This window comes from uncultured Algibacter sp., assembly GCF_905480415.1.
In the GTDB taxonomy this organism is placed as follows: domain Bacteria; phylum Bacteroidota; class Bacteroidia; order Flavobacteriales; family Flavobacteriaceae; genus Algibacter_B.
In genome coordinates this window covers 1-12,080 of sequence record NZ_CAJQQI010000137.1, presented here as the reverse complement: position 1 = coordinate 12,080, position 12,080 = coordinate 1, and the positions used below count along the sequence as shown (strand labels likewise).

Genomic DNA, 12,080 nt, shown 5'->3' with positions numbered 1-12,080 from the left:
TTCGGTTCCTTATAAATTAAATGGGTATTGGTACCTCACTAAATACGAAGCTGGAAGAGATTATCCAATTTACGTGCGGAAAAAGAAAACATTGGAAGCTGAAGAGGAATTATTATTTGACTGCAACGACATGGCAAAAGGCCTTTCGTATTTTAATTTAGGTGGGATTTCTATAAGTCCAGATAACACATTAGCGGCATTTTCAACGGACACGGTTAGCAGAAGGCAATACACTATTCAAATTAAAAATTTGATTACTGGTGAGATTTATTCAGATAAAATTTTAAATACAACGGGCAGTGCTACTTGGGCAAATGATGATAAAACGTTGTTTTATTCCATGAAGGATGAAGTAACCTTGCGTTCTCATAAAATATTTAAACACAAATTATATTCTGATTCTAAAACTGATATTGAAGTGTTTCATGAAACTGATGAAACCTTTAACACCTTCGTATATAAATCAAAATCTAAAAAATATTTAATTATTGGGTCTTCAAGTACCTTATCCTCTGAATATCGTTTTTTAGATGCTGACGCACCTGATGGCCGTTTTAATATTTTTCAAGAACGAACAAAAAAGTTAGAGTATAGTATAGCGCATTATAATGGTAGTTTTTACATCATTTCTAATAAAGATGATGCTACTAATTTTAAGATTTCAAAGACCAGCGAAAAGACTACAGGCAAAGAAAACTGGCAGGATGTTATTCCTCATAGAGCGTCTGTTTTAATTGAAGATATCGAGATTTTTAAAGATTACTTGGTAGTGAATGAACGTGAGCACGGACTTAATAAACTTAGAATAATTAGTTGGAACAAAGAAGAAGACTATTATTTACCTTTTAATTCTGAAACATACACGACGTATATTGGTAATAATCCTGATTTTGAGAGCGATATGTTGCGCTATGGATATAATTCGTTAACCTCTCCAAGTTCAGTAATTGATTATAACTTAAAAACAAAGCAGAGCGAAATAAAGAAAGAGCTGGAGGTCTTAGGCGGAACGTTTAAAAAAGAAAATTACGAATCACAACGTATTTGGGCCACAGCCAGTGATGGTGTTAAAATACCAATATCGCTAGTTTATAAAAAAGGTATGGCGTTAGATGGTTCTAATCCGTTACTCCAATACGCTTATGGGTCTTATGGTTCAACGATAGATCCTTCGTTTTCAAGTATTCGTTTAAGTTTGTTAGATAGAGGTTTTATTTATGCCATTTCGCATGTTAGAGGTAGTGAGTATTTAGGGCGCGAATGGTATGAGTGTGGAAAACTGCTTACTAAAAAGAACACGTTTACAGATTTTATTGCTTGCTCAAAGTACTTAATTCAAGAAAAATACACCTCAAACCAGCATTTATATGCTTATGGTGGATCTGCAGGAGGTTTGTTAATGGGAGCTATCATTAATATAAATCCAGAACTTTATCATGGAGTCTTAGCAGCTGTACCTTTTGTAGATGTTGTAACAACGATGCTTGATGATACCATTCCTCTAACGACTGGTGAGTATGATGAATGGGGAAATCCGAATGAATTAAAGTATTATAATTACATGAAGTCCTATTCACCTTACGACAATGTAGAAGAAAAGGATTATCCAAATATGCTTGTCACCACAGGTTTACATGATTCACAGGTGCAGTACTGGGAGCCAGCAAAATGGGTCGCTAAACTAAGAGATATGAAAACAGATTCTAATAAACTATTGTTGCATACGGATATGGATTCGGGCCATGGAGGTGCTTCTGGTCGTTTTGAAAGCCTTAAAGAAGTGGCTCTGGAGTATGCCTTTTTATTAGATTTAGAAGGAATTAATGGATAATTAAAAAAAATGTTTTATTTTTGCCAGGGTTAAACTGTATGTGTGTTTTTTGAATATAAACAGTTTAAAAAAAGCTTATATGAAACACAGAAATCAAGTATTTGATAATGTATTAGATTTAGTAGGCAACACTCCGCTTGTTAAACTTAATAAAATGGCTTCCAAGTTTAAAGGTGACTTTTATGCAAAAGTTGAATCTTTTAACCCCGGACACTCCTCAAAAGATAGAATAGCACTTTACATCATTGAAGAAGCCGAGAAGAAAGGTATTCTTACTCCTGGCGATACTATTATAGAAACTACATCTGGTAATACAGGTTTTAGTATTGCTATGGTTAGTATTATTAAGGGTTATGATTGTGTTTTAGCAGTAAGTTCTAAATCGTCTCCAGACAAAATAGATATGCTAAAAACAATGGGAGCTAAGGTATATGTTTGTCCTGCTCATGTTAGTGCAGACGATCCGAGATCTTATTATGAAGTAGCTAAGCGTTTACATGGCGAGATTAAAGGATCTGTTTATATCAATCAGTATTTTAATCAATTAAATATTGATGCACATTATAAATCTACAGGTCCAGAAATCTGGGAACAAACTGAAGGTAAAATAACACACCTATTAGCGTGTAGCGGAACAGGAGGAACTATTTCTGGTACTGCTAAATATTTAAAAGAACAAAATCCTGACATTAAAGTAATAGGTGTTGATGCTTTTGGTTCTGTTATCAAGAAATATCATGAAACTAGAGAGTTTGATGAAAAAGAAATTTATCCATATAGAATAGAAGGTTTAGGTAAAAATTTAATTCCTTCAGCTACAGATTTTGATGTTATAGATGAATTTGTTAAAGTTACAGATGAAGATAGTGCGCATACAGCAAGATTAATTGCAAAAACTGAAGGTATGTTTGTTGGATATACATCAGGAGCAGTGACACAAGCTTTAATTCAGCTAGGTGAAGAAGGTCGATTTAAGAAAGATGATTATGTAGTAGTTATTTTCCCTGATCATGGAGCTAGGTATATGAGTAAGGTATACAGTGATAAATGGATGAGCGAACAAGGCTTCTTTGATAGTGTTAATGAAGCTGCTGCAGAAAGCATACAATACATAAAATAATAAAAATATCAACCTAGAAAAAGAGATGTAGTTTTGTTAAATAAGCAAAATTTCATCTCTTTTTGCATTTTATTAATAATTGCGCATTAAAAATTATGTTCAAAGCATATAAATATTTAATTTCGCATCAACTAACTAAGAACTAAAGGCTTCTTGAATTTGTAAGTATTTTATGGTTCACATCCCTAATTTAAAGCAATTATATAGTTGTAGTTATGTCTTAATTTTAATAGCAATAAGATTTAATAAATGAAAGATTTATTCGAAAAAATTTATAAAGACAAAGGACCATTAGGAAAATGGGCAGCGCAAGCGGAAGGGTACTTTGTATTTCCTAAGTTAGAAGGAGAGATTTCTAACCGCATGAAGTTTCAAGGGAAAGATGTTATTACATGGAGTATTAACGATTATTTAGGTTTAGCAAATCATCCTGAAGTACGTAAAGTAGATGCTGAGGCAGGGACTAGATACGGTTCAGCTTATCCTATGGGAGCAAGAATGATGTCTGGTCACACAGATTTGCATGAACAGCTTCAAAATGAATTGGCTGATTTTGTTAGCAAAGAAGCGGCATATCTTTTAAATTTTGGTTACCAAGGTATTTTATCTACAATTGATGCTTTAGTTGGTAAAAATGATATTATAGTTTATGATGTTGATGCACATGCCTGTATTATTGACGGTGTGCGTTTACACATGGGAAAACGTTTTACTTATAAGCATAATGATGTTGAAAGTTTAGAAAAAAACTTAGAACGTGCCACTAAAATGGCAGAACAAACAGGCGGAGGGATTTTAGTGATTTCTGAAGGCGTTTTTGGGATGCGAGGTGAGCAAGGCCGTTTAAAAGAAATCGTTGAATTAAAGAAGAAATTTAACTTCAGATTTTTGGTTGATGATGCGCATGGTTTTGGAACATTAGGAAAAACTGGAGCTGGTGCAGGTGAGGAACAAGGTGTTCAAGATGATATTGATGTATACTTTGCAACATTTGCTAAATCGATGGCAGGTACAGGAGCTTTTATTGCTGCTGATCAAGAAATCATTGATTACTTAAAATATAATTTACGTTCTCAAATGTTTGCAAAATCTTTGCAAATGCAACTGGTTGTAGGTGCACTTAAGCGTTTAGATATGCTTAGAACTATGCCTGAATTGAAAGCTAATCTTTGGAAAATTGTTGATGCATTACAATCAGGTTTAAAAGCGCGTGGTTTTGATATTGGATCAACGCAAAGCTGCGTAACACCAGTGTATTTAAAAGGAAGTATTCCTGAAGCTATGGCTTTAGTTAGAGATTTACGTGAAAATTATGGAATCTTTTGTTCTATAGTAGTTTACCCTGTAATACCTAAAGGGTTAATTTTATTAAGAATGATTCCTACAGCAACGCATACTTTGCAGGATGTATCAGAAACATTGGATGCTTTTGATGCGATTAGAGAACGATTAGATAATGGAACTTATAGACGTTTATCTGCAGCTTTAATAGCAGCAATGGGCGAATAAATAAAATCAAATTGCATAAAAAAAGTCCGATTCATAGAATCGGACTTTTTTTATGCAATATCTTTTCTAAATGTTTTTCTACGCTTATAAACTTCAGGAGAAAAGTGCTTCCATATTTTCTGTATGGCTTCGTTATCTTCTAATTCTGGTGTTCTAAAACAGTTTTCAATACCTTTTCCCGTAAAAGTCTCATAGTATTCGTTAAATATAACAGCATGAACACCTTTATTTTGGTAATCCGGGTGAATGCCTATTAAATAAAAGATAACGTCTTTACTGTTCTTTTTTGCGTGCATAATATGTTTGAAGCCAAAAGGAAACAATTTACCATTAATTTTCATCAGCGCTTTAGCAAATGCTGGCATAACGATTGCAAAACCAACCATATTGTCATCTTTATCTACTACAAACTTTATATACTCCGGATTTACAAAACTGATAAATTTCTTTTTAAAGTATTCTTTTTGAACGTCATTAATAGCGACAAATGAAGACAAAGAGGCGTAACTTTCATTAAATAAGTCAAACATTTTATCAGCATAAGGCATAACTTCGGAAGTTTTAGTCAGCTTTAAAGCCGTTAATTTATAACGTCTTTTAATAAGCTCTTGAGCTTTTTTAAAGAATTCAGGTTTTACATTTTCAAAAGGAAATTTACTTTCAGAATACGATTTCTCTACTTTGTAATTAGCAGCTTCATAATGTTTAACATAATAAGCGTGGTTATACCATGTTATCATTGGAGCTATAGAGTCGAAGCCTTCTGTAATAACACCAACCTTATCTAGGTTCGAAAATCCAACAGGACCTTCTGTGTATTGCAGATTGTGTGCTTTCCCGATTTTTTCAACTTCATTTAAAAGGGTTTGAGACACTTCTAAATCGTCAATAAAATCAAACCAGCCAAAGCGCATTTTTTTTTGATTTTGCCCTTTAACTTCCAGCCAATTGACTATTGTTGCAATTCTTCCGACAATCTTCCCATCTTTATAGGCTAAAAACAATCTGGCATCGGCATCATTAAATACAGGATTCTCTTTTTTACTAAAAGTCTTCATTTCCTGACTTATAATGGGAGGAACCCAATATTTCGAATCTTTATAGAGCTTAAAAGGAAACTTTACAAAAGCCTTTAAGTCTTTATTAGTTTGTACTTCTTTAAGTATCGTCATAGTGTATTGATGCGAGTTGATGGTTGGTTATTCATCAAAATCTATATCTTTCTTTTTTTGTTTGTTAATGTCTTCAACAGTATTATCTTTTTTATTGCGCTTCTTTCTTTTCTTCCCTCTGCGATTAACTTTTCTTTGTCCTTTATTTTTAGCAGATATGCCATTATCAATTTCTTTGTCTTCATGGAAATCTAAACGGTACGACGCTCCAAAATTCATACTAAAAACGGAGGGTGTATCTTTCGTGTTGAACGTAACCGCAGTATCTAACTGAATATCTTTTCCCATTAAATAGGCTCCACCAAATCTAAAAAGGTTATCGGCGTAAAAATCACTTTTAATACCTTGAGTTTCGCCAAAAATAACCCATTTTTGATTGAAAGAGTGTGTTAAAGTTAATATGTATTGAAAATCAGATTGATCCGTTCCTATTCTGTCCTTAATTAAATTCATTACAAAAACCCAGCCTCCAGAAAAATTATTTTGTGTAGCAATCATAACTTTAGGACTAAAACCTTCAATTCCTGAAAAGGTATACGGATTTGGTTTTGTGTCATAATTTGCTCCTAAATAAACTGAAACGGCAGGAATTAAGGTTTTCCATTTAAACTGTTGGTTGGCTTTCCAACTATATAAGTTAGGCTTGTCTTCTTCAGCATTTTTGTAAGGATCAAATACTAAATACTTTGCACCTATTGCCAGAAATTTAAAATTAGCTCGTTTTTCTTCAGATGAAAAATTTGAAGAAAATGTTTTAGTATCATTCTGATAGGTTCCTTCAATATTCAATTCTAATTCTTCGAATAATAATCCGTACCGCGCTGCAAAATCAATTCCAAAACCAGAGACTTCATAAGTGGCTGCTGGTGTTCTTTCTTCTTTAATACTATAAGGACCTATTTCTAGTTGTGCGACATTGGTTCCAACGGAAAAAGCACTTCTGGAAACGCCTGGCCTATTAGAATTAATAACATCGGTATATTGACAAAATACTTGGGTAGTTGTTAAACAAAGTAGGAAAAACAGTTTAGATTTAAATGGGCTCATAATCATAAGTTTCATTATCTCTTTAATACAATGTATTAAAGGCTTTTTCAAATATAGATATTTTATACTTTTTTTATCATTCTTGAACGTTTTTTAAACAGATAGAATTGTATTTTTGTTTTATATTTTAATAAAATTTTAAAAATGGGTTTATTAAGAACCATACTCATAATTGCCTTAGTATATTACGGAATTAAGATTCTTTCAAGGATTTTTGCACCTTTTCTTCTTAAATATGCAGCCAAAAAAGCAGAACAACGCTTTGGAGATCAATTTGGTCAATTTCAAAAAGGACAAAAACAAGACTCTCAAAAAAAGGAAGGTGAAATAACTATTGATAAAATCCCTAATACAAAAACGTCTAATAAAGATGTTGGTGAGTATGTGGATTATGAAGATGTAGAATAAACATAGTTTTCTCATTTCTATTACAGTGAAAATCTAATTATAAAAGTTTATTAGATTCAATATTGTTACTTCTGAAAAATTATAACTATTTTTCAGAATCATTTTCTTAAAACCGTTTCATGCAATTTTCAGTCAAAAAATTACTATCTCATGTACTCGTTTTACTAGGTTTTGTTATCATTTCTCTGGCTTATTTTAGTCCTGTTTTAAAAGGAAAAGTGATATATCAAAATGATATTGTGCAGTATATAGGGATGAGTAAGCAGCAAAAGGATTTTAAGGCTCAAACAGGAGAAGAGACTTACTGGACTAATAGCGCCTTCGGTGGGATGCCAACATACCAACTAGGAGCAAGGTATCCGCATAACTATATTAAAAAGCTTGATTTAGCATTGCGATTTTTACCAAGACCGACAGATTATTTATTCCTGTATTTATTAAGTTTTTATGTGTTTTTATTAGTACTGAAAGTCGATTTTAAACTCGCTGCATTAGGAGCATTAGCCTTTGGGTTTTCAACGTATTTAATCATTATTCTTGGTGTTGGTCATAATAGTAAAGCGCATGCCATAGCTTATATGCCGTTGGTTTTAAGTGGTATTATATTAGTATTTCAAAAAAAATATATTATTGGGTTTTTACTTACGACAATAGCAATGGGCTTAGAGTTGGTGGCTAACCATTTCCAAATGACCTATTATCTTATGTTTTTGGTGATTGTTCTGGGTATCGCTTATTTAGTTGATGCTTATAAAAAACAGGTGCTTCCACATTATTTTAAATCTATTGGTGTTTTGGTTGCGGCTGTAGTATTGGCAATGGCTTTAAATGCGACCAATTTTTTGGCTACTAATCAATATGTAAAGGAAAGTAAACGTAGTAAAAGCGAGCTTACTATAAACCCAGATGGTACTCCAAAAGAAGTGACGCCGGGATTAGATCGCGATTATATTACCCAATTTAGTTACGGTATTGTTGAAACATTTAATTTGTTCATTCCTCGATTTACGGGAGGCGGTAATGCAGAAGATGTTGGAAAAGATTCCGCTACTTACGAAGCGTTTAGAAAATTAGGAGCAACGACAAGTCAAGCCACTCAAGAAGCCAAGCGCGCACCAACATACTGGGGAGATCAACCCATTGTGGAAGCGCCCGCTTATGTTGGGGCGGTCATATTGTTTTTGTTTGTTTTTGCTTTGTTTTTGGTGAAAGGACGATTGAAATGGTGGCTCGTTGGAGGCACGCTATTTTCTTTGTTATTGTCTTATGGAAAAAACTTAGGGTTTTTAACGGATTTCTTTATTGATTATGTACCGCTATATAACAAATTCAGAGCGGTAAGTTCTATTCAAGTCATTTTGGAGTTGTGTATTCCAGCGCTGGCCATTTTTGGTTTAGTAAGGCTGTTTAATGATTTTGAAAAGAAAGACGATAAGCTAAAAGCGTTGAAATATTCAGCACTCATTACTGGTGGAATAACATTAGCATTCTTGTTGTTTAAATCGTCCTTATTCGATTTTGTAGGTATGAATGATGGGTATTACCGTCAGAGTTACGGACAAAATTTTGTTGATGCTTTAAAGACCGATAGAATAGCAATGTTTACTCAAGATGGTATTCGAACCTTAATTTTGGTTTTATTATCTGCTGGAGCCATTTATTTATTTCTAAAGGAGAAATTAAAAGAAAAGTGGATTATTGTCGCTTTTTGTGGGTTAGTACTTTTTGATTTAGTTGGCGTGGATAGACGCTATGTGAATAATGACGACTTTATTTCTGGAGTAAAAATGGCAAAACCATTTGAAGCTTCCGAAGTAGATAAATATATCTTAAATGATACATCGCATTATAGAGTGTTTGATTTGGTTTCAGGAGCTTCAAAACCTTCGTATTTTCATAATTCTTTAAATGGTTACAATGCTGCGGAATTAAGACGTTACCGAGAAGTATTTGATTTTTATATAACTCAGAATAGTATTAGTGTGCTGAATATGTTGAATACAAAATATATCGTAGCACAAGATGAAGAGGGTAAAGCGTTTCCTTATGAAAATGAAGACGCTAATGGCAATGCTTGGTTTATTAAAAATTTAGAAAAGGTTGATTCTGCTAACAAAGAAATTACGAGTTTAGATAGTTTAGATAACAAAAATAAGGCTATTTATTCATCGCACAGAGCATTTGAGTCCATTCAAAACATCAAAAGTGATTTTGTAAAAGATTCTTTAGCGTCTATCAAATTATCAGAGGTCAAACCAAATTACTTAAAGTATCAATCAATTAATGAAAATGAAGGGTTTGCTGTGTTTTCAGAGATTTACTATCCTAGTGGCTGGAAAACATTTATTGATGGAAAAGAAATGAGTCATATACGTGTGAACTATATTCTAAGAGGTATGCTTATTCCGGCAGGACATCATGTTATAGAGTTCAAATTTGATCCAGACGTTGTTAAAACAGGAAGTAAAATAACATTGGCGAGTTCAATTTTACTTAGTTTATTATTGCTTGGTGGATTGTTTTATGAGTTTAAGAAAAATAAAAGTGCCTAAAAAAACACTCATCATAACGTATTATTGGCCACCAGCAGGAGGTCCTGGAGTACAGCGTTGGTTAAAATTCGTCAAGTATTTACCAGAATTTAATATCGACCCTGTGGTTTTTATTCCTGAAAACCCAAATTATCCAATCATTGATGAGAGTTTAACTTCTGAGGTTTCTAAGGATATTACCATTATTAATCATCCAATAAAAGAGCCTTATAAATGGGCAGGATTCTTTTCAAATACATCTTCAAAAACAATTAGCAAGGGCATTATTTCTGATGAAAAAGAGCAATCCTTTATTGAGAAAGCCATGCTTTATGTTAGAGGTAATTTTTTTATTCCAGATGCTAGAATAGGCTGGGTAAAGCCTTCAGTATCTTTTCTTCTAGACTATATTAAAAAAGAAGGTATTGAAACTATTATAACAACAGGGCCACCACATAGTGTGCATCTTATAGGGCTTCAGATAAAACAAAAACTAGGGGTAAAGTGGTTAGCCGATTTTAGAGATCCATGGACAACCATTGGGTATCATAAACAGTTAAGGCTAACATCGGCTTCTAAAGCAAAGCATAAATCACTTGAAAAGGAGGTTTTAAATACTTCAGATCAAATTATTGTAACCAGTTTTGTTACTAAGAAAGAGTTTCAGGGCTTTACAAATAAATCCATTGAAGTGATTACAAATGGTTATGATGACGAAGCTACTCTAGAATTCCAAATGGATACGAAATTCACATTGTCACATATTGGGTCTTTATTATCAAAACGAAATCCAGAGATACTTTGGCGAGTTTTAAGTGAATTAGTTAGAGATAATGAAAGTTTTTCAAAAGATTTTCAACTTAATTTTATTGGTGCAATTAGTGAAAAAGTGTTAAAATCCATTAAAAAGTATAATTTAAGTAATTATATTAATGAGGTAGGCTATGTATCTCACCAAGAGGCTATAATATATCAAAAAAAATCTCAAGTATTACTGTTAATTGAAATAGATTCAGAAGACACTAAATGCATCATTCCAGGTAAATTATTTGAATATACGATTTCTAATAGACCCATTGTCGCCATGGGGCCAAAAGGTTCAGACGTTGAAAAAATCATCAAAGAAACTAATACTGGACACTACTTTAATTACTCCGATTATGAATCACTAAAAAGAATTATCTTAGAGCATTATAAGGCTTTTCAGAATAAAACATTACAATCGCATCCTATTGGTTTGCAAAAGTATCACAGAAAGGCACTTACAAAATCGCTAGCTAATTTATTATAATGGGCATCGTTGCATCTCAATCTTTTAAAAACATCATTTCCACCTATTTAGGGTTTTTTATAGGCGCCATCAACACCTTATTTCTTTATACCAAGTTTCTAAGTGCCGATTACTACGGTATGGTTGGGTATATGCTCTCTTTAGCCTATGTTATTATGCCAATCATGGCTTTTGGGATGCATAATACGTTGGTTAAATTCTATTCAACTTTTAAAACTAGAATTTCTTTACATAGTTTTTTAACACTCATGCTAGTGCTGCCTATTTGTGTTATAATTCCTTTAATATTAATTACCCATTTTAGCTATGATGCTATTGTTGGTTTTCTATCCAATAAAAACGAAATAATAAAAGGGTATTTGTGGCATACGCTAATTATTGCTATCGCATTAGCTTATTTTGAGGTGTTTTTTGCTTGGGCAAAAGTGCAAATGCAAACGGTTTTTGGGAATTTCATGAAAGAAGTTTTTCATAGAGTGGGCGCTATGACCTTACTATTCTTATTGCATTTTGAAGTTATAAACCTTGAGCAGTTTATGGGCGGGCTTGTAGTGGTTTATGTATTAAGAATGCTGGTTATGAATGTCTATGCATTTAGTGTTAAACTCCCGGTGATTATTTTTAAACGTGTACCGAATTTGCGGAATATTTTAAAATATTCATTTTTAATCATTATCGCAGGCTCTATTGCTACTATTCTTTTAGATATTGATAAAGTTATGTTAGGGCATTATATTGATATTAAGCAGATTGCTTATTACAATGTAGCCATTTTTATAGCTACTGTTATCGCAGTACCTCAACGCTCGATGCATCAAATATTATTACCATTATCTGCTAAATACCTAAATGAAAAAGATTTTGATGCGTTAGAAGATTTATATAAGAAAAGTTCATTAAATCTATTTATAGTTGGTGGTTTTATTTTTTTATTGATCGTCCTAAATATTAATCAGCTCTATTATATTATTCCAGAAGATTTTAGTGGCGGTTTATTGGTGGTGTTTATGATTAGTATTGCAAAGCTTTATGACAATGCTTTAGGAAGCAATAATGCCATATTGTTTAATAGCGATTATTATCGAGTGGTTTTAGTTTTAGGTGTTTTTCTTGTGATTTTGATGATATTGCTAAATATAGTTTTCATTCCCGTTTTAGGGATTAACGGAGC

9 protein-coding genes are annotated in these 12,080 nt (G+C 32.8%); 7 read left to right on the top strand and 2 right to left on the bottom strand.

The window, feature by feature from the left end:
• From QZ260_RS09350 to QZ260_RS09340, 3 genes are all read left to right on the top strand, one after another.
• Positions 1 to 1,831, top strand: a 1,831-nt coding sequence (locus QZ260_RS09350; RefSeq protein ID WP_295985406.1) for a S9 family peptidase, incomplete at its 5' end; no start/stop codon positions are given.
• Positions 1,832 to 1,910: 79 nt separating this feature from the next.
• Entirely contained in the window at positions 1,911 to 2,951 is a 1,041-nt protein-coding gene (locus QZ260_RS09345) for a cysteine synthase family protein (RefSeq protein WP_295985404.1), read from the top strand.
• Positions 2,952 to 3,200: 249 nt separating this feature from the next.
• Positions 3,201 to 4,460 carry an aminotransferase class I/II-fold pyridoxal phosphate-dependent enzyme gene (locus tag QZ260_RS09340; RefSeq protein ID WP_295985401.1) on the top strand — a complete coding sequence of 420 codons (1,260 nt, stop codon included), beginning with the start codon at positions 3,201 to 3,203 and terminating at the stop codon, positions 4,458 to 4,460.
• A 50-nt stretch (positions 4,461 to 4,510) separates the two neighbouring features.
• Here QZ260_RS09340 and QZ260_RS09335 read toward each other — a convergent pair whose 3' ends face one another.
• Both QZ260_RS09335 and QZ260_RS09330 read right to left on the bottom strand, forming a co-directional pair.
• Complete coding sequence (locus QZ260_RS09335) at positions 4,511 to 5,632, bottom strand: GTP cyclohydrolase (protein ID WP_295985399.1); 1,122 nt, start codon at positions 5,630 to 5,632, stop codon at positions 4,511 to 4,513.
• Positions 5,633 to 5,659: 27 nt separating this feature from the next.
• Positions 5,660 to 6,679: a transporter gene (locus QZ260_RS09330; RefSeq protein ID WP_295985396.1), complete on the bottom strand. Its 1,020-nt coding sequence runs from the start codon at positions 6,677 to 6,679 to the stop codon at positions 5,660 to 5,662.
• Between the two features lie 144 nt (positions 6,680 to 6,823).
• Between QZ260_RS09330 and QZ260_RS09325 the strand changes: the two genes are divergently transcribed.
• The 4 genes from QZ260_RS09325 to QZ260_RS09310 all read left to right on the top strand — a co-directional run.
• Entirely contained in the window at positions 6,824 to 7,087 is a 264-nt protein-coding gene (locus tag QZ260_RS09325; RefSeq protein ID WP_295985393.1) for a DUF4834 family protein, read from the top strand.
• A gap of 119 nt (positions 7,088 to 7,206) precedes the next feature.
• The gene (locus QZ260_RS09320) at positions 7,207 to 9,639 is read left to right on the top strand and encodes a hypothetical protein (protein WP_295985391.1); all 2,433 of its coding nucleotides are present in this window, start codon (positions 7,207 to 7,209) and stop codon (positions 9,637 to 9,639) included.
• Positions 9,611 to 10,909, top strand: coding sequence for a glycosyltransferase family 4 protein (locus QZ260_RS09315; protein ID WP_295985389.1), 1,299 nt, complete (start codon positions 9,611 to 9,613; stop codon positions 10,907 to 10,909). The genes QZ260_RS09320 and QZ260_RS09315 overlap by 29 nt, the downstream gene beginning before the upstream one ends.
• Positions 10,909 to 12,080 (top strand): oligosaccharide flippase family protein (locus QZ260_RS09310; protein WP_295985387.1); only part of this gene is annotated, 1,172 nt, incomplete at its 3' end. The genes QZ260_RS09315 and QZ260_RS09310, both read left to right, overlap by 1 nt.

Excerpts from the sequence above, each read along its gene's own strand:
- QZ260_RS09320 (WP_295985391.1), top strand. The coding sequence starts at position 7,207 with ATGCAATTTTCAGTCAAAAAATTACTATCTCATGTACTCGTTTTACTA.
- QZ260_RS09325 (WP_295985393.1), top strand. The coding sequence starts at position 6,824 with ATGGGTTTATTAAGAACCATACTCATAATTGCCTTAGTATATTACGGA.
- QZ260_RS09340 (WP_295985401.1), top strand. The coding sequence starts at position 3,201 with ATGAAAGATTTATTCGAAAAAATTTATAAAGACAAAGGACCATTAGGA.
- QZ260_RS09330 (WP_295985396.1), bottom strand. The coding sequence starts at position 6,679 with ATGAGCCCATTTAAATCTAAACTGTTTTTCCTACTTTGTTTAACAACT.
- QZ260_RS09335 (WP_295985399.1), bottom strand. The coding sequence starts at position 5,632 with ATGACGATACTTAAAGAAGTACAAACTAATAAAGACTTAAAGGCTTTT.
- QZ260_RS09315 (WP_295985389.1), top strand. The coding sequence starts at position 9,611 with ATGAGTTTAAGAAAAATAAAAGTGCCTAAAAAAACACTCATCATAACG.
- QZ260_RS09345 (WP_295985404.1), top strand. The coding sequence starts at position 1,911 with ATGAAACACAGAAATCAAGTATTTGATAATGTATTAGATTTAGTAGGC.